This is a genomic window from Clostridium sp. TJA085 (assembly GCF_058310235.1).
Genome location: NZ_JBZEEZ010000006.1, coordinates 40,357 through 60,995 on the forward strand (window position 1 = coordinate 40,357; position 20,639 = coordinate 60,995).

Annotated in this window: 21 protein-coding genes, 1 tRNA gene and 1 other RNA gene; 18 read left to right on the forward strand and 5 right to left on the reverse strand. The window is 26.2% G+C overall.

What is annotated here, in order from left to right; genetic code table 11:
* Window positions 1–29: 29 nt before the first annotated feature.
* From AC4FQW_RS12410 to AC4FQW_RS12440, 7 genes are all read left to right on the forward strand, one after another.
* Entirely contained in the window at window positions 30–1,730 is a 1,701-nt protein-coding gene (locus AC4FQW_RS12410; protein WP_303129054.1) for an ABC transporter permease, read from the forward strand.
* Window positions 1,731–1,753: 23 nt separating this feature from the next.
* Window positions 1,754–2,827: an ABC transporter ATP-binding protein gene (locus AC4FQW_RS12415; protein ID WP_303129056.1), complete on the forward strand. Its 1,074-nt coding sequence runs from the start codon at window positions 1,754–1,756 to the stop codon at window positions 2,825–2,827.
* Window positions 2,828–2,892: 65 nt separating this feature from the next.
* Entirely contained in the window at window positions 2,893–3,603 is a 711-nt protein-coding gene (locus AC4FQW_RS12420) for an MgtC/SapB family protein (RefSeq protein WP_491149384.1), read from the forward strand.
* A 134-nt stretch (window positions 3,604–3,737) separates the two neighbouring features.
* On the forward strand, window positions 3,738–5,429 hold the full coding sequence (locus AC4FQW_RS12425; RefSeq protein ID WP_491149386.1) for a sensor histidine kinase: 1,692 nt from the start codon (window positions 3,738–3,740) through the stop codon (window positions 5,427–5,429).
* A complete protein-coding gene (locus AC4FQW_RS12430; RefSeq protein WP_491149387.1) occupies window positions 5,407–6,840 on the forward strand; it encodes a response regulator transcription factor in 1,434 nt (477 codons plus the stop codon). Before AC4FQW_RS12425 ends, AC4FQW_RS12430 begins: the two co-directional genes overlap by 23 nt.
* A gap of 264 nt (window positions 6,841–7,104) precedes the next feature.
* Entirely contained in the window at window positions 7,105–7,299 is a 195-nt protein-coding gene (locus tag AC4FQW_RS12435) for a hypothetical protein (RefSeq protein ID WP_491149388.1), read from the forward strand.
* A gap of 657 nt (window positions 7,300–7,956) precedes the next feature.
* A complete protein-coding gene (locus AC4FQW_RS12440; protein ID WP_491149389.1) occupies window positions 7,957–8,886 on the forward strand; it encodes a 2-dehydropantoate 2-reductase in 930 nt (309 codons plus the stop codon).
* A 67-nt stretch (window positions 8,887–8,953) separates the two neighbouring features.
* Here the strand turns inward: AC4FQW_RS12440 and AC4FQW_RS12445 are convergent, their stop codons facing one another.
* Window positions 8,954–9,517 (reverse strand): hypothetical protein, encoded by a 564-nt coding sequence (locus AC4FQW_RS12445; protein ID WP_491149391.1) that lies wholly within the window; start codon window positions 9,515–9,517, stop codon window positions 8,954–8,956.
* Between the two features lie 117 nt (window positions 9,518–9,634).
* Between AC4FQW_RS12445 and AC4FQW_RS12450 the strand changes: the two genes are divergently transcribed.
* The 7 genes from AC4FQW_RS12450 (at window position 9,635) to ffs (ending at window position 13,669) form a co-directional block, all read left to right on the forward strand.
* Window positions 9,635–10,024 (forward strand): hypothetical protein, encoded by a 390-nt coding sequence (locus AC4FQW_RS12450; protein ID WP_491149393.1) that lies wholly within the window; start codon window positions 9,635–9,637, stop codon window positions 10,022–10,024.
* 227 nt (window positions 10,025–10,251) lie between these two features.
* Window positions 10,252–11,502 carry an HlyC/CorC family transporter gene (locus tag AC4FQW_RS12455; protein ID WP_491149395.1) on the forward strand — a complete coding sequence of 417 codons (1,251 nt, stop codon included), beginning with the start codon at window positions 10,252–10,254 and terminating at the stop codon, window positions 11,500–11,502.
* A 60-nt stretch (window positions 11,503–11,562) separates the two neighbouring features.
* Window positions 11,563–12,006, forward strand: coding sequence for a nucleoside deaminase (locus AC4FQW_RS12460; protein WP_491149427.1), 444 nt, complete (start codon window positions 11,563–11,565; stop codon window positions 12,004–12,006).
* Window positions 12,007–12,020: 14 nt separating this feature from the next.
* The gene (gene lgt / locus AC4FQW_RS12465; protein WP_491149397.1) at window positions 12,021–12,806 is read left to right on the forward strand and encodes a prolipoprotein diacylglyceryl transferase; all 786 of its coding nucleotides are present in this window, start codon (window positions 12,021–12,023) and stop codon (window positions 12,804–12,806) included.
* 109 nt (window positions 12,807–12,915) lie between these two features.
* A complete protein-coding gene (locus AC4FQW_RS12470; RefSeq protein ID WP_491149398.1) occupies window positions 12,916–13,131 on the forward strand; it encodes a hypothetical protein in 216 nt (71 codons plus the stop codon).
* 181 nt (window positions 13,132–13,312) lie between these two features.
* Window positions 13,313–13,402: transfer RNA gene (locus tag AC4FQW_RS12475), tRNA-Ser, on the forward strand.
* A 2-nt stretch (window positions 13,403–13,404) separates the two neighbouring features.
* Window positions 13,405–13,669: signal recognition particle sRNA large type (ffs, locus tag AC4FQW_RS12480), an RNA gene on the forward strand.
* 281 nt (window positions 13,670–13,950) lie between these two features.
* On the opposite strand, the gene AC4FQW_RS12485 is transcribed toward ffs, so the two are convergent.
* The 3 genes from AC4FQW_RS12485 to AC4FQW_RS12495 all read right to left on the reverse strand — a co-directional run bounded on the left by AC4FQW_RS12485 (window position 13,951) and on the right by AC4FQW_RS12495 (window position 15,949).
* Window positions 13,951–14,445: a dihydrofolate reductase gene (locus tag AC4FQW_RS12485; protein ID WP_491149400.1), complete on the reverse strand. Its 495-nt coding sequence runs from the start codon at window positions 14,443–14,445 to the stop codon at window positions 13,951–13,953.
* Window positions 14,445–15,236: a thymidylate synthase gene (locus AC4FQW_RS12490; RefSeq protein ID WP_303129091.1), complete on the reverse strand. Its 792-nt coding sequence runs from the start codon at window positions 15,234–15,236 to the stop codon at window positions 14,445–14,447. Before AC4FQW_RS12490 ends, AC4FQW_RS12485 begins: the two co-directional genes overlap by 1 nt.
* 95 nt (window positions 15,237–15,331) lie before the next feature.
* A complete protein-coding gene (locus AC4FQW_RS12495) occupies window positions 15,332–15,949 on the reverse strand; it encodes a hypothetical protein (protein WP_491149402.1) in 618 nt (205 codons plus the stop codon).
* A 242-nt stretch (window positions 15,950–16,191) separates the two neighbouring features.
* On the opposite strand from AC4FQW_RS12495, the gene dnaX reads away from it, so the two are divergent.
* The 4 genes from dnaX (at window position 16,192) to AC4FQW_RS12515 (ending at window position 19,584) form a co-directional block, all read left to right on the forward strand.
* Complete coding sequence (gene dnaX / locus AC4FQW_RS12500; protein ID WP_491149404.1) at window positions 16,192–17,832, forward strand: DNA polymerase III subunit gamma/tau; 1,641 nt, start codon at window positions 16,192–16,194, stop codon at window positions 17,830–17,832.
* Window positions 17,833–17,981: 149 nt separating this feature from the next.
* A complete protein-coding gene (locus tag AC4FQW_RS12505; RefSeq protein ID WP_024614223.1) occupies window positions 17,982–18,320 on the forward strand; it encodes a YbaB/EbfC family nucleoid-associated protein in 339 nt (112 codons plus the stop codon).
* A gap of 154 nt (window positions 18,321–18,474) precedes the next feature.
* The gene (gene recR, locus AC4FQW_RS12510; RefSeq protein ID WP_303129097.1) at window positions 18,475–19,071 is read left to right on the forward strand and encodes a recombination mediator RecR; all 597 of its coding nucleotides are present in this window, start codon (window positions 18,475–18,477) and stop codon (window positions 19,069–19,071) included.
* 264 nt (window positions 19,072–19,335) lie between these two features.
* Window positions 19,336–19,584: a pro-sigmaK processing inhibitor BofA family protein gene (locus AC4FQW_RS12515; protein WP_303129099.1), complete on the forward strand. Its 249-nt coding sequence runs from the start codon at window positions 19,336–19,338 to the stop codon at window positions 19,582–19,584.
* A gap of 62 nt (window positions 19,585–19,646) precedes the next feature.
* Here AC4FQW_RS12515 and glsA read toward each other — a convergent pair whose 3' ends face one another.
* Window positions 19,647–20,579, reverse strand: a complete 933-nt coding sequence (gene glsA, locus AC4FQW_RS12520) for a glutaminase A (protein ID WP_303129100.1) — start codon at window positions 20,577–20,579, stop codon at window positions 19,647–19,649.
* Window positions 20,580–20,639 lie beyond the last annotated feature (60 nt).

Consider the following 20,639-nt stretch of genomic DNA (forward strand, 5'->3'; position numbering starts at 1 on the left):
TTTTTATAAGCTGAAGGGAGAAAATAATCATGTCAATGTACACTAGAAAGTTAAAACTAAAGCATGAATTAAGAGATATGAAAAAGATATGGAGAGATCCGATACTTTTAACTACAATAATATTTCTTATAATTTCATTATCAATATTCATATTATATCCTTTGTATTCAGTACTAAAGGTAAGTTTTATAGATGCAGGTAAAGAGTTTAGCTTTGCATCATATAATCAAGTTTTAAAAGACTTAGATTTTAGAGCAACATTTTGGAATACTATAAAACTTGGAGTAACTGTTGGAGTATTATCAACTATAATTGGATTTATATTTGCTTATGCAGATGCGTACATAAAATCACATTTTAAGAAATTATTTAAATTAGTATCTATATTACCAATAATTTCTCCACCTTTTGTATTAGCATTATCAGCTATTATGTTATTTGGACAATTTGGTATTATAACTAGACAATTACTTGGAATGAATGATGCTAATATTTATGGATTTAAAGGCATTGTAATGGTTCAAACTATGACATTTTTTCCAATAGCCTATCTTTTATTAATTGGATTACTTAAAAAAATTGATCCAGCTTTGGAAGAGGCTTCAAGAAGTATGGGAGCATCAAGGTGGACAACTTTTAAAACAGTAACATTACCTCTTATGCTACCTGGGATTGCAAATGCATTTTTATTAACTTTTATTGAAGTAGTAGCGGATTTCTCAAATCCTATGGTTATTGGAGGTAGTTATTCAACATTAGCAACTAAAATATATATGCAGGCAATAGGAAATTATGATATGAGTGGAGGAGCTGCAGTTGCAGTTATACTTTTAGTTCTTTCAGTTCTTTTATTTGTATTAGAAAAGTTTTGGATTGAAAGAAAATCATATGTAACAGTAACAGGTAAGGCATCAAAAGAAAGAATATTAATTGAAGATTCTAATATAGTATGGCCAATAGATATATTCTGCTTATTAGTTACTATATTTGTATTAGCATTTTATATTTTAATACCGTTAGGCGGATTCTTTAAGGTAATGGGTGTAGATTATTCATTAACTTTAGAGCATTTTAAATATGTATTTGATTTAGGATTTGAATCAGTAAAAGATACAGTAATATTATCACTTTGGGCAACACCTATAACAGGAATTATAGGAATGGTTATAGCATTCTTAGTTGCAAGAAAGAGATTTATTGGTAGAGGATACATTGAGTTTGTATCATTACTAGCTATGGCAGTTCCAGGTACTGTTTTAGGACTTGGATATATAAATGCGTTTAATGCAAAACCATTACTTTTAACAGGTACATGTTTAATTATAGTAATTGCTTTTGTAGTTAGAAGTTTACCAGTAGGAATAAGAGCTGGAATAACTTCACTTGGACAAATAGATCCAGCAATAGAAGAAGCGGCACAAGATTTAGGAGCTAATTCTAAAAAAGTATTTACATCTGTTACACTTCCTCTTATTAAATCAGCTTTCTTTAGTGGATTAGTATATACATTTGTAAGAAGTATGACAGCAGTAAGTGCAGTAGTATTTTTAGTTACACCTAAGTATCAATTATTAACTGCATCAATACTTTCACAAGTTGATACAGGAAGATTTGGTGTTGCATCAGCATATTCAACTGTATTAATAGTTATAGTTTATATAGCTATAGCATTGATGTATTTTGGGTTAAGTAAGATGGGTGTAAGTAAATCAAGTGATAGTGTTATATAACAAAGTAAGGAGTTGTAGTAATTATGGAAAGAAGCAAAGGTGTAAATATAAAAAATTTAACTAAGATATATTTAAGTCATAATAAAAATTCAGAGTTTAAGGCTGTTGATAATATATCAGTAGATATAAAAGCTGGTGAATTTGTAACTCTTTTAGGTCCATCAGGTTGTGGTAAAACAACTACATTAAGAATGGTTGCTGGATTTGAAATACCTACAGAAGGAGAAATTTATCTTGGCGGTGATAAAATAAATGATTTAACACCAGATAAGAGAGATACAGCTATGGTTTTCCAAAGTTATGCGTTATTTCCTCATTTAAATATATTTGATAATATTGCATATGGATTAAAGCTTAAAAAAATGAGTAAGGAAGAAATTAAAGAAAAAGTAAATAATATAATAGATCTTGTTGGTCTTAAAGGTATGGAAAATAGAAGTCCAAATCAACTTTCAGGAGGTCAACAACAAAGAGTTGCCCTTGCAAGAGCATTAGTTATGGAACCGGGAGTATTACTTTTTGATGAACCTTTATCAAATTTAGATGCAAAGCTTAGAGTTTATATGAGAACTGAAATAAGAAAAATTCAAAAGAAAACAGGAATAACTGCTATATATGTAACTCATGATCAATCAGAAGCTATGAGTCTTTCAGATAGGATTATAATTATGAAAGATGGAATTATAGAACAAGTTGGTACTCCTGAAGAAGTATATGGAAAACCAAGTAATAAATTTGTTGCGGAATTTATAGGTAATGTAAACTTTTTAAAAACTAAAGTTGAAAAGATAGAAGACGGAAAAGCTTTAGTTAAAATTGGCGAAAACAAATTTAAACTTAATTATAGTGGAAATAAAAAGGTTTCTGATGAAGTTAGTGTAGTTTTAAGACCAGAAGCAATAGAAATTGGAAAGGAAGGAATACTTGAAGGGAAGGTTATATCATCAACATTTATGGGATCATATCAGGATTATATAGTTGAAGTAAATGGTGATAATATTTGTATAGAAGTAACTAATCCTAAAGCAAAAGAACATTTCTCAGAAGGAGATATGGTCAAGCTTAATTTTAATCCACAAGTTCTTCATATTGTTTAGATTTAGATATATCCCTTTAGTTAAAATATTATTTTATATTATATATAAAATAGGGGAGGCCGATAATGGAGATAAGGGATATTGTAATTAGATTATTTTTAGCTGTTTTAATAGGGGGATCTATAGGATATGAGAGAGAATTTAAAAATAGACCTGCTGGATTTAGAACTCATATATTAGTATGTGTAGGTGCTACAGTAGTTTCTTTAATACAATCTCATATGGCTGAAACGGCAATGAATAATATAATATTACATCCTGAATTAAGTAATGTTATAAAGGTTGATTACGCAAGGCTTGGAGCACAAGTAATAACAGGAGTTGGATTTTTAGGGGCAGGTACTATATTGCATGATAAAGGTTCTATAAAAGGTCTTACAACTGCTGCTTCTATTTGGGTAGTTGCTTGTGTTGGATTGGCTATAGGAATGGGTTATTACTCTATAGGTATACTTTCAGGAATATGTATAGTATTAGTTCTTGGGGTACTTAAGAAGTTTCAAAATAAATTTATAACTCAACCAGATTGCATAAAGGTTCAAGTATCATATGTTGACAAAAAAGATGCGTTAGAATATATTGAGAGTTACTTAATGAGAAAAGCTATAAAAATAAAGAATATAGAATTTTACATTAAGGATAATATTAAAGGGTATAATAACGTTGATAGCTGCTTATATACTATTGAAATTCCTAGGAGTATTGATATAAGCAATTTAATTAGCGAATTATCTAGAAGCGATAGCATTTTTAGTGTTGAGTTAGTAGAAGATTAAAAGAATGTTGCAAAATTAATTTTGCAACATTTTTTATGTTTAAAATGGAATTATAAAATAAGTTAAATATTAACAATATGTAAATTGGATTAATAAAAACATAAAATATATTATTTTATATGTATAATCAAATTATGAGTAAACGTTATCGTACATTTAAAAATAGAATTACAATTGCATTTATAATAGTATCAATATGTCCATTTTTAATATTTGGATTTTATAATTTAATTTATACTTATAATTCAACAAGAAAAGAAGTAAAAAAATTTACTTTAGCAAGTATTAAAAATAGTTCTGAAAATATAACAAATTCAATGGTTGGCTTTAGTAATATGGTTGACTTTATATCTTCTAATAATGAAATTATAGATATAGTTAAAAGTGATGATAAAAATAATAATGAGAAAAAATTTAAAAATACACAAAAGTTATATAATATAACCTCAACTTTAATTTCAACAATGCCGATGAAAATGCCAATACATATTATAGACAAGAATAAGGTAAGTAGGTATTCATCAACTAATTATTATAAACCAATATATAAAGATGTTTATGGGGATTTTTACAAAAGCTTAGAAGAAGATGAAAATAGAGTTCATCAAAAGATTTATAGAAGATTTGATAGTGAATTACATCAGGATATAGTTTTGGTATTAGGTAAGGCTATAGTAGATAAAAATAAGAAGGTTATAGGATATGTAATTATTGAGATTTTAGAAAAATATTTTAATCAATATATTGATGATGTAACATTTTTTAAGGACAGTAATATATACGTTACTGATATAAATAATAAAATAATAGTAGACAGGAATCATATAGAGAATGTAGGGAAAAGTTTAAATGATGTAATTAATAAAAATGATAAAATTTATTATTCAAGTAAAGATATAAAGAAATTTAATGTTATTTCTACCATTCCTAAAAAGGATTTGTATTATGAGTTACTAAGTAATATAAAGGTATTTTTGATTTTGATATTAATTGTAATTATTTTAGGAACAATAGTTATTTATAATATTAGTAAAAGAATCTCAAATCCAGTACATGAAATGAGTGAGGTTATTAAACAAATTGAGGATGGTAATCGTAATATAAAGGTTAAGTATAGTGGTGATGATGAGCTAGGTGAACTTTGTGATAAGTTTAATTCAATGATACAAGAAATAAATAGGCTTATAGAAGAAGATTACAATAAAAGAATATTAATAAATCAAGCTAAATTTAATGCTTTAAAAGCTCAGATAAATCCACATTTTTTATATAATGCGCTAGGAACTATTAATTGGATGGTAAAGTTAGGTGAAAAGGATAAAGTTACAAAGATGATAAATGCTTTATCAAAACTCTTTAGATATTTATGTAGAAATAGTGAAGATGAGGTTCTTATAGGAGAAGAACTTAAAGCTATAGATAATTATTTATATATACAAAAAATTAGATATGAAGATAAACTAAATATTGAATATTTAATAGAGGATGAAATAAAAAATTGTGAAATAGTAAGATTAACCCTACAACCAATAGTGGAAAATGCTATAATTCATGGACTTTCTAATAAAGCTGGTAAGTGGAAGATTATTATTAGTGGAAAAATAGAAGGTTCTGATATAGTATTTGAAATCAAGGATAATGGGGTAGGTATAGGAAATAGTAAACATACTGGAGAAGGCGTTGGAATTGATAATGTTGATACTAGAATTAAGATACAGTATGGAGAAAAGTATGGTATAAGTCATAAATCTGAAGAAAATTTAACTGTATTTATTATAAGAATACCTTTAAGGGAGGCAGTAAATGAAAAAAGTTCTTTTAGTTGATGACGAAATATATTCATTAAAAGGTATGGAAGTAGTTATTCCATGGGATGAAATTGGTTGCGTTATTTGTGGATCAACAACTGATTCTAATGAAGCTATAGAAATTGCAATTAAAGAAAAGCCTGATATTGTTATTACTGATATAAATATGCCTTGTATAGATGGTCTTGAATTATTAAATATATTAAAAGGTAAACTTCCAAGATTACAAGGTATAGTTATAACTGGGTATGACGACTTTAAGTATGCAGTAAAAGCAATAAAGCTAAATGTTATAGATTTTATACTTAAGCCATTAGATGAAGAAGAGTTAATTTGCGCCGTAAATAAAGCTATTAATAAACTTGAGATATTTAATAATGTTGTTAAGCCAGATAGAAAATTATTAGATATTGTAAGGGGTGAAACTAATTTAGCCGATATATATAATTATTTTACAAGTGATTGTGTAGTTATGGCTTTTATAGATATTAATAAAAGAGATGATAAAAAAATACAAAACTTAATTGATAATATTTATAAGGAATTAAAAATTAACAATAAATATTACATATTAAAACCTCATAATTACAGAATTGTTTTAGTTATAGATGGAGAAGTTAAAGATGTGGAACATTTATTTAAAGATATATGTAAAAAAGAATTATCTATAGCTGTAACTAAAGCACATAAATTAAATAATATAATTAAGTGTTATGCTGAAGGAAAAAAATTAATTGAAGAAACTTTTTATTTAGGTTATGGAAATATAGTTAGTAAAAATCAAGAGAGAATTAATATGTCAGAAAAAGATATAAGAAATAATTTAGATAAGTTTTATATAGCATTAAATGGAGAGAGTAATTTACTTATAAGAAATAGCATAGAAGATTTATTTAAATTTTTGAAGGATAATAGAATTAATAAGGAAATATGTACAAGTATAACATTGGATATTTTATTTAAATTAAGGGGAAGTATTGATGTTTTAAAAAATAAAGAAAATAATATTGAAATTAAAGAAATAGGGTTAACTATAGATTATTTGAAAAGTATAGTAATATTGGAGTCAGAAAAGTATACTGAAATAAAAAAAGAGTCTTGTTGGATTAGAGAAGATAGAAGTATTGATAGATGTATAGAGATTATAGAAAATAATTATATGGAAAATTTAAAGTTAAAAGATGTAGCAAAGGAATTATATTTGAATGAATCTTATTTTAGTAGAAGATTTAAAAGTACTGTTGGAGTAGGTTTCAATGAATATCTAACTAAAGTAAGAATGGAAAAGGCTATAGAATTTTTGAAAAAAGGTAAGAAAATTAAAGAGGTATCAAGAGAAGTTGGCTATATAGATTATAGAAACTTTTCTATAAATTTTAAAAAATATACAGGTTTTAATCCAAGAGAATATAAAAGGAAATTGAGCTAGATAATTATCTAGCTCAATTTAATTATTAATAATATTTTAGTGTTAAAAATATATACAATTTTAATGATTTATATAAAAATGTTATATTTATATAACAAAAATGTAAAATATTGTTGTATAATTATATAAAGATAACTTTATATAATTACTAGATTATCACTAATTTATTGAAATCTTAATATAACTTACATTTAAGCTTTTTAATTGATACTTAACTTTAAGCGACTTAATATAAATAAATTTTGTATAAAGGAGAGATTTTTTATGAGTAAGGTATTAAATAATAAGTCATTAGGGTTGTATGTAGTTGGTATTTTATCTAGTGTTTGTATAATTTCTGTAGTTGGGCATATACTTATATACTTATTGTTTGATATTATTAATTTAAGAATTATAACTGTAACATATATTTCTTTGTTTTTAGGCTGTATTTTAAAATTAATTAGCTTTCTTTACTAAATGTTTAAGTTTAATTAAATTAATTTATACTTTATATAATATAAAATCTTCTTTTTGATTTAATTCTTTAGATTCTAAAATATTTTCTTTAAATTAATCAGCAATATATTTTAAATAAATAATTATGCAAATATATAATTATCATAATAAAAGAAGTAGAAAAGCTAATAATAAATTATAAGTAACATATTAATAGTTATTTATAGTTTTAATACAACTATATTATAAAGATATATCTCTAAATTATTTAAAATAAAAGGCCTTAATTTTTTGTAAGGTCTTTTATTTTTTTGAAGATAAATTTTTTACTTAAAAAATTTATATAATTTATATATGGAACTAATAAGTTTAAGAAATAATGTAAAAATGAGCAAAAGAAATAAGGCTTAGAAAATTAAATGGAAGCTTAAAAGTTATTTAAAAAAGTTTTTGCAGAAAGAGAAATATAAACAGTTATAGGCGTTTATATAATAAATGCTATTAATGAAGCAACTGTATGTATAATTTTAGAGGTTATAATGGAGTTTTTAATAATACATTTTTATATGTATTTTATTGATTTACTCTGTAGAAAAGTTATACACTTATATGAGGATAACATATTTAAATATATAATTTATAAAATTGACTAATGAGAATAGGAGAGTGAATTATCAAATGAAAATTGCAATTGCTGGAGCCGGTGCAATGGGCTCACGTTTTGGGTATATGCTACATGAAGCAGGTAATGAAGTTTTATTAATAGATTTATGGAAAGAACATGTAGATACTATCAATAAAAAAGGATTAACAATTGAGGAAAATAAAATAAGTAAACAAGTTAATATTAAAGCTGTATTACCTAAAGATGCAAAAGAAACACCAGATTTAGTTATACTTTTTACTAAATCAATGGGACTTGAAAGCATGTTAGAATCTATAAAAGGAATTTTAGGTAAAGATACAAAGGTATTGTGTTTATTAAATGGATTAGGACATGAAGATACAGTTGCAAAGCATGTTGATAAGAAAAATATTTTTATGGGAGTAACTTTATGGACAGCTGGATTAGTAGGTCCAGGACATGTTACATTAACAGGTGATGGTAGTTTAGAGGTACAAAATATCTATCCTAGCATGGATAATGAAGCAAAGAAAATTTGCAGGGTTTTAAATAAAGCTGGTTTAAATGCACATTATAGCGAGAATGTTTTATTTTCTATATGGCGTAAGGCATGTGTTAATGGAACGTTAAATAGTTGCTGTACAATTTTAGATTGCAATATAAAAGAATTTGGTGAAATTAAAGAATCTGCAAGTATTATACGTAAAATAATTAAAGAATTCTCTGAAGTTGCTAAATATTATGGAGTAAAGCTTGAGGTTGAAGAAATTGCTAAAGGAATTGAGAATATTTATGATCCAAATAAGGCTGGGGAGCATTATCCATCAATGCATCAAGATTTAATTCAACATCATCGTCTTACAGAAATTGATTATATTAATGGGTATGTATCAAGAAAGGCTAAAGAATTAAATATAAATACTCCTTATAATGATTTGATTACTAGTTTTATTCATGGAAAAGAGCAATTATTAGTTAAATAAATATAAAAATCAATAATAAAGGATATACTCAAAATATTGAGTATATCCTATTTTTATAAAATAAATATTATTTAGAAATTTTCTCATAAATTATAGGGCTTTCAAATCCAAAGGTTATTTTTCCATCTTTTTTAAATACTTCACTAACTTCTAAAATATTATCTTTTACGGTTTCTTTTAAAATAAATGTTGTTTCTGAATTAAAATAGCTTATGCTTTCCCCTTTAAATTCACCATTTTTATAAATATAAGTCATTGGGGTGAATTTTTCAGATATTTTTAAGTCATTAAAATTCATTTTTAAATTTAAATTATCATTTCTAAAGTCTTCTTTTTTAATATTATTAGGAATATCATATGAAGTTAAAACAATATTTCCATCAGCATTTAAGGTGAATAAGAATAAGTGTGGAAGAGAGTTTTTAAAGTTGCCTATTTCGTAATAGCTTTCTTCCAATACAAAAAATCCATGAAAATTAGTAGGAATATTAAAAATTTTATCGTTGCAAATACCATTTATATGCATAGCTTTAGGATGAATTAATTTATTTTCCTTTAGTTCTAGACTTACTTGATTCTTGTTGTCAAAAGTTCCACATAAATTATTTATAAAAGTATTTAAAATATTCAAGATTAACACCTCCAAATAAATTCTATAAATTAAGTATATTACTTTGAATATACATAAGATAGAAGAAATATAAATAATTATATAATTTTAAATCTTTAAGAGAATGGAGAAGTAGATATGAGCATTCAATCAAAGATAATTGATAAATTAATAAAGATAAATATCCATAAATGTGAGAAAGGAAAAATTATTATGGAAATGAGGTGTTTAAGAAATATTGATAGTAAATATAACAAGTATGAGAAGCTTTTTAAGAAGGCTATGTCAAAATTAAATGGAATTACAGAAGTTTATTTAGATTTGAATAATGGTTTTGTAATTATAAATTATGATGAAAATAAGCAGAATAAAGAAAACATAATTGATTGGGCATATAAAATTAGGAAAATAGGAATAGAAAATGTAGACTTGATAAAAAATAAAGGGAGAGACAATTTACCTTATGTAGTAAAAATTTTAGAAAAAAAGTTAGAAATAGAAGCAAAAAAGTATTTGTTAAAAAAATAACTAACAAAAATCGACAAAGTTCAAAGTGTTGATATAACTGGCTTAATAAGACTTTTTACGACATAAAAATACAAGTAATTGTTAAAAATATAACAATAGCAATGAAAATGGTTAAAATTTTAACAAATTCAAACCAAAGGTTTGAATTTGTATATATGTAAATCTTTTTCTCTATGATATAATGAAAAATAATATATTTAATTTGAATTATGGGAGAGTGATAATTTTTGGACTCTAGTTATACGGGACAAATAATTTTATTAATAGTGCTAATTATTCTTTCTGGATTCTTTTCAATGTCAGAAACAGCATTAATGTCTTTAAGTAAAATTAGAATTAGACACATGGTTGAAGAAGGGGTAAAAGGAGCTAAGCTCGTAGAAAAATTAATAGAAGATCCAAATAAGCTTTTAGGAGCTATTTTAATAGGAAATAATATAGTTAATATAGGTTCATCTGCTATAGCTACTTCGTTGGCTGTTAAGATTTCAGGTGGAAGTGAATCAGCTGTTGCTATTGTTACAGGAGTAATGACGGTTCTTATACTTATATTTGGCGAAATTACACCTAAGTCTATTGCAAAACAAAAATCAGAAAATGTATCATTAAAAGTTAGTAAACCAATAAAATTTTGTGTTTTTATTTTTAAACCCTTTGTATCCATATTTACTGTTGTGTCAGCAGTATTTATTAAACTTTTAGGGGGAGACCCAAAAGCTACTGAACCATTTATTACAGAAGAAGAGCTTAAGACAATGGTTGGTGTAAGCGAAGAAGAAGGTGTACTTGAAGATGTTGAAAAAGAGATGATATTTAATGTTTTTGATTTTGGTGATTTACAGGTTAAAGATGTAATGGTTCAAAGAGTTGATGTTACTGCTGTAGAAGTTAATTCAAGTTATGAAGAACTTATGAAAGTAATAAAAGAAGATCAATTTTCAAGAATTCCTGTTTATGATGATACAATAGATGATGTAGTTGGAATAATAAATGTTAAAGATCTTATTATAGCTGGATATGAAGGTGAAGAATTTGATGCTAAAAAATATATGCGTGAACCTTTATATACGTTTGAATTTAAAAAAATAATTGAACTTTTTAATGAAATGAAAAAATCTAGAAATCATATGGCTGTTGTTCTTGATGAGTATGGTGGTACAGTAGGAATTGTTACAATTGAAGATTTAGTAGAAGAAATAGTTGGTGATATTGAAGATGAATATGATAAAGAAAGAGAAATGATTGAAGTCATTAAAGAAGATGAATATGTTGTTGATGGAAGCGCTAGGCTAGATGATGTTAGTGATCTTATTGGAGTTAATATGGAGTCAGAAGAATTTGATTCTGTAGGTGGTTTAATTATTGGAGAACTTGGTACAATTCCTAGTAAGGGCCAAGAAGTAATGATTGGAAAGATAAGATTTGTAGTTGAAGAAGTTGAAAAAAATAGAATTTTAAAGGTAAGAATATATACTTAAAGTTAGAGGACAGATAATCTGTCCTTTAATTATATTTAAAGTGGTGATTATTTGGATTATATGAAATTAGCTATTGATGAAGGGAAAAAAGCATTAAACTTAATGGAAGTACCTGTTGGAGCTATTATAGTAAAAGATGATGAAATTATTGGAAGTGGATATAATCTTAAGGAAACTAAAAAAAGTGTTATATCTCATGCTGAAATTATTGCAATAGAAAATGCTTGCAAAACTATTGGGGATTGGAGACTTAATGGAGCTTCTATGTATGTTACTTTAGAGCCTTGCCCTATGTGTGCTAGTGCTATAATTCAAAGTAGAATTTCTAAATTATACATAGGTACATTTAATAAGGATATGGGGGCGTGTGGAACGGTTGTAGATATTGTAAATAATAAATATTTAGATACTTTTATTGATATTGAATGGGTATATAATGAAGAGTGTAGCAACTTATTAAAAGAATTTTTTAGGAAGAGAAGAAAAGAGAAAAACTTAAAATAGAAAGGAGAAATTTTATGAATGATCCTGTAGCTTTTAAAATATTTGGCTTTGATATCATGTGGTATGGTGTATTAATAGGATTTGGTATAATATTAGCATTTATATTAGCTTATTTTAATTCTAAAAGAAAAGGTTTAAAGTTTGAAAACTTAATAGATATATTTTTAATTGCATTTCCTTGTGCAATAATAGGTGCTAGAGTTTACTATGTGATATTTGAATGGAGCAATTATAAACATAATTTTATTGATATATTTAATATAAGACAAGGTGGTCTTGCTATTCATGGTGGACTTATAGGAGCTTTTTTAGCTGCTTTTATTTATACTAAGATTAAAAAGATAAATTTTTTAGCTTATGCAGATTTAGTTGCACCATCAATAATATTAGCTCAAGGGATTGGACGATGGGGTAACTTTATGAATAGTGAAGCTCATGGAGGAGTTGTTTCTAAGGAATTTATATCAAAATTTCCATTATTTATTCAACGTGGTATGTTTATAGATGGTGAGTATTATCACCCAACCTTTTTATATGAATCAATATGGGATTTATTAGTTTGTATAGTATTGGTTATTATACTTTATAAAGTAAAAAAAGGATATGAAGGCATTGTAATAAGTTCTTATATGATTTTATATTCATTAGGAAGATTTTTTATAGAGGGGTTAAGAACAGATAGCTTAATGTTTTTGGGGTTTAGAATAGCTCAATTAATTTCATTTGCAGGAATTATTTTAGGTATAATATTTATTATAATTATTATAAAGAAAAATAAAGAGAGAATGATTTTTGGATAAAATTTATAAAAACTAATGTATATAATTATATACATTAGTTTTTATTTATGTAAAATTAATAATTTTTTGATATAATTTAAAATAAATATTTTTAGTTAGGGGATATACTATGGAAATGAGAAAAATATCTAATGTACTAACTGTAATAGAATTGGTAGTACTTATTTGTATAATATTTGTTGCAAAAACAGGAGTAATAAGAATTGCTTTATTTGTGTTTTTAATGCCTATTTTACTTATAAATGGTCAAATGAAAAAGCAAATGTTTAAAGAGGAAAAGGAAAATAGAGATAAAGAATTAAATGAAACAGAAGATAAAAAATAATAAGAAATCTATAGTTAATTATTTTATGTATTAATACTTTTTAATAAAGAAAATGTTTCTATTGAACTAAAATAACATTTATGATAGAATGAAACAGTATTAAAATTTAATACGTTTATAATATAATTTATATATTAAGATTTAGATAGGTTAAACTATTTAAGCTTAAGTTTTTTAATCTGGAGAGATGTCCGAGTGGTCGAAGGAGCACGCCTGGAACGCGTGTGTAGGGGAAACTCTACCGTGGGTTCAAATCCCACTCTCTCCGCCAGACCGTGCTAGATGGGGAGTTAGCGGTGCCCTGTAACCTGCAATCCGCTATAGCAGGATCGAATTCCTCGGGGAGGCTTTAGCTTGTGTGGTCTGCCCTATGTAAGTGGTGTTGATGGCTGGGTCCCACGCAACGGGAGCCCATGAACCTTGTCAGGTCCGGAAGGAAGCAGCAATAAGTGGTTCCTTCCGTGTGCCGTGGATCAATCTGGCCTGAGCTAACTGCATAGGTAACGCATATAAGCTACTGTCGAAGCGAGGTGCACGGTTTTTTAATGTTATTTTGAGCATGAGAATACATATATTCAAAATAAGAATACATATATTCAGTAAATAATTAATTTAGGTTACTCTTCAATAGGATTAACAATATAGGACAAAAACAATAGGATAAGAAAGAGAGGGAGCCTTGCATCCAAGAGCAAGTACCCCTCTTTTTCTTGTTTATAAATAAGTGGAGTTACAATTTTAAATGATAAATAAGTTTAGTATAAAATATAATTTAAAAAAAGCAGTCATTAAAATGACTGCTTTAATATATTTGATAAATTATTTTCTTAATAAATCAATAAATTCAAAATTTAATCCACTTTTTTCATCAATTTTTGTTTCTGAAGTGTGGATAACTTTCCATTCATCAAGATTTATTTGTGGAAAAAATGTATCTGCATCGAAATCATTATAAACTTTTGTTAAATAAAGTTTATTTGCAAATGGAAGAAATTCTTTATATATTTCTCCACCACCAATTATAAAGATTTCTTCATTAGAATCTTTATAATATTTAATAGCATCTTCAATATTATTGATAATAGTTACCTTATCAGAATCAACATTAAAATTTTTATCTCTAGTTAAAATTATATGTTCTCTATTTGGCAAAATTCCTGGAAGAGATTCAAAAGTTTTTCTTCCCATAAGTATTTTATGACCAGATGTTATCTCTTTAAATCTTTTTAAATCTTCAGAAATGTGCCATAAAAGAGAGTTATCTTTACCTATTGCATTATTAGATGCTGCTATTGCAACTATTATAGATAACATTAAACAGATACCTCCATTTTGATTGCAGGATGATGCTGATAATTTTCAAGTTTTATATCATCTGGTGTAAAATCATAGAAGTCTTTTATTTCAGGATTTATCCATAATTTTGGTGCATCAAATGCTTCATCTTTTCTTGATAATTGAATTTTCATTCCTTCAACTTGGTTTTCATAAATATGTGCATTATTTATAACATGAGTAAATAATCCAGGTTTTAGTCCAGTTACTTGTGCTATAAGATGAACAAGAACTGCATATTGGCTAGTGTTAAATGGAACACCTAGAGGGATATCTCCTGAACGTTGTACAAGCATGCAGTTTAATCTTCCATCAGTTACATCCCACATTGTAAGGAAGCAACATGGGTGAAGAGCACCAGTATCTAAATATGGTATTTGCCATAAATTAATCATCATTCTTCTATCTTGTGGATTATTTTTTAAAGCATCTATTAAGTTATCAATTTGATTAAATTTTTTAACAACCCAACCATATGATGTTCCTATAGTTCCATCATCCATCATCCATTCATTCCAAATCTTAACGTTTTGTTCTTGAAGTTTCTTAACGCTATTTGATTGGTCTTTATATATCCATAAAAGTTCTTTAACAGCAGTTTTAAAAGCAACAAATTTAGTTGTAAGAATAGGAAACTCTTTTTCTAAATCAAATTGCATTATTTGATGTGGAAGTTTGTATGTAGCTACTCCAGTTCTATTTTGATCGTAATATCCGTCATTTAAAATTTTTTCTACAATATCAAGATATTGCTTATCGTATAAACTCATTGAAAAAAACTCCTCTCATTTTAGTATCATATTATTTTAACATATTATTTTAATTAAAAAATGAAAACTGCAAAAATAAAAACGTTAGCTTTTTATTAAACTAACGTTATATGTAAACACATTAATATTATAAATATAATACCAAGTCCTTTATGAGCATGGATACTTTTATTAAAAATTCTAAAAATACCTGTTATAAGTATTAATAATAGGTCAATAAGGGCCAAAATACCAATAATATATCCAACTCTCCACTTAAATCCTAAATGTAAAAATATATAAGCATGAATTAATATTAAAGAAATTGATATTAATGCTATTATTATATGAAATCTTTGAAAAATTTTTGATATACTAAATAAATATTTTTTAATTTTTCCTAATATAGTATTTTCTAAAAATTTATTTTGAACTTCTGTTGGAATTACTATATTAATTTTATTTAGCCACTTATTTAATATATTTTCTCTTTTTTGATTTAGATTTTTGATTATACATCTAAGAGCAAATAAAGTAATTGCTAAGAAAAAACCTATTTCAGCTAATGTTGAAAGTGATTTTGCAAAATCTTTTAAATTTTTAGCATTAAAATTTATTAAGTAATTAGTTGAGACGGAATAATAAATAAATCCAGCTGAACATACTACAAGTATTATTCCTAATAAGAAATATATTAAATTGTTTTTTTGAATTGGAAGTAATTTTTTATTCATTAACTCACCTCAAGACTTTTTATAAATATGTTAGCACTAAAATATTTAAATTTATTATATGTAAACTAAAATTTAAAAAAGTATTAGCTTATTTAATAAATAAAATATATTATAAATTAAAATTATTATTTAAAAGTATAGTAAAAGGGTATAATTACTATTAATGTTTATACGTAGTTTTATTAATATATTTATTGTATAATTAATTTAAGTTTAACTTTAGAAAAAGAGGTGGAAAGCCCTTGGCATATACAGCGTTATATAGAGAGTGGAGACCAAAAACATTTGAAGATGTAGTAGGTCAGGAACATATAACAACAACATTAAAAAATCAAATATTAAATGATAGAATAGCTCATGCATATCTTTTCTGTGGAACAAGAGGTACTGGTAAGACTTCTACTGCAAAGGTATTTGCAAAGGCATTAAACTGTTTAAATCTTAAAGGCGGTGAGCCTTGTAATGAATGTGATATGTGTAAAAAGATAAATGAAGGGTTAGCAATTGATGTTACAGAATTAGATGCGGCTTCAAATAATGGTGTAGATAAAATTAGAGATATTATAGATGATTCTAAATATCCACCACAAGAAGCAAAGTATAAGGTTTATATAATGGATGAGGTTCATATGTTGTCAACTGGAGCCGTTAATGCATTCCTTAAAACTTTAGAGGAACCCCCATCAAATGTAATATTTATCCTTGCAACAACAGATCCTCAAAAGCTTCCAATAACAATTCTTTCAAGATGTCAAAGGTTTGATTTTAAAAGAATAAATAATTCAGAAATAACAGGAAGACTTAGAACTATAGTAGAGAATAAAGGCGTTTTTGCAGATGATAAAAGTTTAAATCTTATTGCAAGAGTGTCAGATGGTGCTATGAGAGATTCCTTAAGTATATTAGATCAAGCCATTGCTATGGGAGATGGAAATGTAGATTATGAAGAGTTAGTATCAATGCTTGGGTTAGTTACAAATGAGTATTTATTTGATTTAACTTCTGCAACTATAGAAAGAAATATAGAAAAAGCTATAACTATAATTGACAAAATAGTATTTGCAGGGAAGGATGTATTTTTATTTATAAAAGATTTAATAGCACATTATAGAAATCTTTTAATGATTAAGGTTACAAATAACCCAGAAGAAGTTCTTGACATGTCACTTGAAAATATTGCTTTAGTAAAAGAGCAAGGTGATAGAATAAGAGTTGAGGAAATAATGAGAAGCATAAGAATTCTTCAAGAAGCAGAGACAAATGCAAAAATGTCAAAGCAAGCAAGATTATATTTAGAACTTGCAATAATTAAGATATGTAAAATAGAATATGATACATCTAATGAAGTAATTCTTAGCAGAATAAATAAATTAGAAGCAGCATTAAAGTCAGGAAAAATTCAAATCGAATCAGTGAATGCTGTTAATTCAAATAATATTAGAAGTAAGCAAGTAATAGATAATAGTACATCAAAAGGTGGAAACAATATAAATAAGAAAGATTCTAATAATATATTAGTAGAGGATGAAAATCTTTCAAATGATGTAACTATTCAATTAGTTAAATCTGCTTGGAAGGATATATTAGAAGAATTTAAAAACAGGAGAGCAATGATAATTTATGCATCAATAACAACAGGAAGGCCTATTGATTGCAAAAATGGTGTAATAACTATTCAATATAATGAGCAATATTCATTCAATAAAGATAGATTAGAAAAGCCTGAAAATAATAAAGTTGTAAATGAGGTTTTCTCTGAGGTTTTAAAAAACAAAGTGAGAGTTCATTTTATTGTTATTGATGAAAACAAAGAAAATTCTGATCCGGAGAAGGTTTTAACAGATATTATAGGAACTGAGTTTTTAGATATTATTGATGAATAAAGGCTAATATTAATTGGTACATTATAAAATGAAAAAACATATTTATATATAGTAGTTATACTATTAAATACTGAGCTTATATGTATAGTAAAGTAAAAGAAAATGCTATATAATTAGATTTAGAATCTATTAATAAGGAGGATATATATATGGCAAGAGGTGGATTCCCAGGTGGTATGGGAGGAATGAATAACTTAATGAAACAAGCACAGCAAATGCAAAAGAAAATGGAGCAAATGCAAAAAGAGCTTGAAGAAAAAGAATTTGTAGCATCAGTTGGAGGCGGAGCTGTAACTGTAACTGCAAATGGTAAAAAAGATATATTATCTATTAACATAAAGCCAGAAGTAGTAGATGAAGATGACATAGAAATGTTAGAAGATTTAGTACTAAGTGCAGTAAATGAAGCATTAAGAAAAGCAGAACAAGAAACTGCAAGTCAAATGGGTAAAGTAACTGGTGGATTAAACATACCAGGATTATTCTAATTTAAAAAATATATTTAAAGCCAGCTTTCAGCTGGCTTTTTATAATTAAATAGAAAAGTTGTTAAAAGTTAAAAACTGTATTAAACTATAAGATAGTTTTACGTATAGTAATAAAAGTAAAAGTAAAATTATATAATTTTAAGGGGAGATATTTATGGAATTTTATCCAGTTGCAATAGAAAAATTAATAGAAGAATTTGCTAAATTACCTAGTATAGGTAAAAAAACAGCGCAAAGATTAACTCTTCATGTATTAAATTTACCTGAAGATGAGGTTAGGGAATTTGCTGATGCTTTAGTTAAGGCTAGAGGAACTATTAAATATTGTTCAGTTTGTGGGAATTTTACAGATTCAGATCCTTGTGCAATATGCAGTAATCCAAGTAGAGATAAGAGTACTATATGTGTAGTAGAACAGCCTAAAGATATTATGACAATGGAGAAGGTTAAAGAATATAATGGTCTTTATCATGTACTTCATGGAAATTTATCACCTATGCAAGGAAGAGGTCCTCAAGATATTAGGATAAGGGAATTAGTTTCAAGAATGAGAGAAGAAATTAAAGAAGTTATTATAGCAACAAATCCTAATATAGAAGGTGAAGCAACAGCTATGTATATAGCTAAAATACTTAAACCGTTAGATGTAAAGGTAACAAGAATTGCTGCCGGGATACCTGTTGGTGGAGATTTAGAATACGCAGATGAAGTTACACTTTCAAAAGCATTACAAGGAAGAACTCAAATATAAAAAAAGAAGGGCTCATTAGAGCCCTTAATATAGATGGGAGTTAGAAGTTTTGTTTGAGAATGAGTGAAAAGCTTCTTATGATAACAATGTATGATTATTTTAAGAATGTGTTACTTAAAATTTAAAATTAGTTTCTTATTTATGTATTAATATTATAAAATTTGTCCATTATTATGAATAATAGAAATTAATAATAGAATAGTTATAAATAGAAAAAAACTTATGTATATATAAAATAAGATTTAAAATAAAGAAGGTGAGATTATGGATATTGAATTAATTATCTATGGAATAATAGGAATTATAATATTATATGTTCTTTTAAAATTATTAAAATGGCCAATTAAGTTACTATTAAATGGGATATGTGGAGTAATATTGTTGTATATTATTAATTTAATAGGAGTAAACTTTGGTATACATATTGGGATTAATATTATAACTGCACTTATTGCTGGAATATTTGGAATACCAGGAGTTATAGCTATAATATTATTTCAGATGTTTTTATAAAAATAAGTCATTTATCAATAATAATTTGATAAATGACTTATTTTTATATAATGAAATATAAACTATCTAAATATATCTAATTCTAATTTATCTGTTATATCTTTAAGCAATTTTATGCTAGCAATACTATTTCCGTATTTATCAAGAGCAGGACTGAATAAACCTATACCACATTTACTAGGAACTGATGATATAATACCACCACCAACACCACTTTTTGAAGGAACACCAACATGAACAGAAAATGTTCCAGATTCATCGTATAACCCACAAGTAGTCATTAATGATTTAACAACAGTAGCTGTTTCTATTGAAAATAATCTTTCATTATTCCAAGGCATAACACCTTCATTTGCAAGTACTGCACCCATTCTAGCTAAGCCTTTTGCAGTTACAAGCATAGAACATTGTCTAAAGTAAGAATCTAATATATCAGGTATATCACCTTTAATCATATTATTTCCTTTCATATAATAAGCAAGAGATCTATTAACATCCCCAGTAGCTTTTTCAGATAAATAAATTTCAGTATTTAATTCAATTTCATCATCATCCATTATTTTTTTAAAGAAATCTAATATTCTCCTTGATCTTTCTTCTGAATTTTTACCTTTAATAAGAGAATTTACTTTAATTGCGCCAGCGTTTATAAATGGATTAGTTGGTTTATTTCTATGATTTATTTGCATATTCATAATAGAATTGAATGCAAACCCAGTTGGTTCTGTACCAACTTCATTAAATACATTTTCAATTCCATTATCCAATATAGCAAGTATTAAGGCTGGAACCTTAGAAATACTTTCTATTGCAAATCTTACTTCACATTCACCTGCTGAATATTCTCTATTATTTTCTAGATTATAGATTGAAATACCTAGTTGATTAGGATTAACTTCTGCAAGAGCTGGTATATATGTAGCGACATGTCCATCTTCAATATATATTTTATTTTTTTCTATTAAGTAGTTTAAGTTTACTTTATTTATATTCATAAATTCACCTCATTTTTAATTTATTTTCGTCTATTATTTGGCGTATAGCTAAAGCATATC

What these genes read in the sequence shown, in the direction of transcription:
- AC4FQW_RS12410 (WP_303129054.1), top strand. Translation starts at nt 30, where the DNA reads ATGTCAATGTACACTAGAAAGTTAAAACTAAAGCATGAATTAAGAGAT.
- AC4FQW_RS12415 (WP_303129056.1), top strand. Translation starts at nt 1,754, where the DNA reads ATGGAAAGAAGCAAAGGTGTAAATATAAAAAATTTAACTAAGATATAT.
- AC4FQW_RS12420 (WP_491149384.1), top strand. Translation starts at nt 2,893, where the DNA reads ATGGAGATAAGGGATATTGTAATTAGATTATTTTTAGCTGTTTTAATA.
- AC4FQW_RS12425 (WP_491149386.1), top strand. Translation starts at nt 3,738, where the DNA reads ATGAGTAAACGTTATCGTACATTTAAAAATAGAATTACAATTGCATTT.
- AC4FQW_RS12430 (WP_491149387.1), top strand. Translation starts at nt 5,407, where the DNA reads ATGAAAAAAGTTCTTTTAGTTGATGACGAAATATATTCATTAAAAGGT.
- AC4FQW_RS12435 (WP_491149388.1), top strand. Translation starts at nt 7,105, where the DNA reads ATGAGTAAGGTATTAAATAATAAGTCATTAGGGTTGTATGTAGTTGGT.
- AC4FQW_RS12440 (WP_491149389.1), top strand. Translation starts at nt 7,957, where the DNA reads ATGAAAATTGCAATTGCTGGAGCCGGTGCAATGGGCTCACGTTTTGGG.
- AC4FQW_RS12450 (WP_491149393.1), top strand. Translation starts at nt 9,635, where the DNA reads ATGAGCATTCAATCAAAGATAATTGATAAATTAATAAAGATAAATATC.
- AC4FQW_RS12460 (WP_491149427.1), top strand. Translation starts at nt 11,563, where the DNA reads ATGAAATTAGCTATTGATGAAGGGAAAAAAGCATTAAACTTAATGGAA.
- lgt (WP_491149397.1), top strand. Translation starts at nt 12,021, where the DNA reads ATGAATGATCCTGTAGCTTTTAAAATATTTGGCTTTGATATCATGTGG.
- AC4FQW_RS12470 (WP_491149398.1), top strand. Translation starts at nt 12,916, where the DNA reads ATGGAAATGAGAAAAATATCTAATGTACTAACTGTAATAGAATTGGTA.
- AC4FQW_RS12485 (WP_491149400.1), bottom strand. Translation starts at nt 14,445, where the DNA reads ATGTTATCTATAATAGTTGCAATAGCAGCATCTAATAATGCAATAGGT.
- AC4FQW_RS12490 (WP_303129091.1), bottom strand. Translation starts at nt 15,236, where the DNA reads ATGAGTTTATACGATAAGCAATATCTTGATATTGTAGAAAAAATTTTA.
- AC4FQW_RS12495 (WP_491149402.1), bottom strand. Translation starts at nt 15,949, where the DNA reads ATGAATAAAAAATTACTTCCAATTCAAAAAAACAATTTAATATATTTC.
- AC4FQW_RS12505 (WP_024614223.1), top strand. Translation starts at nt 17,982, where the DNA reads ATGGCAAGAGGTGGATTCCCAGGTGGTATGGGAGGAATGAATAACTTA.
- recR (WP_303129097.1), top strand. Translation starts at nt 18,475, where the DNA reads ATGGAATTTTATCCAGTTGCAATAGAAAAATTAATAGAAGAATTTGCT.
- AC4FQW_RS12515 (WP_303129099.1), top strand. Translation starts at nt 19,336, where the DNA reads ATGGATATTGAATTAATTATCTATGGAATAATAGGAATTATAATATTA.
- glsA (WP_303129100.1), bottom strand. Translation starts at nt 20,579, where the DNA reads ATGAATATAAATAAAGTAAACTTAAACTACTTAATAGAAAAAAATAAA.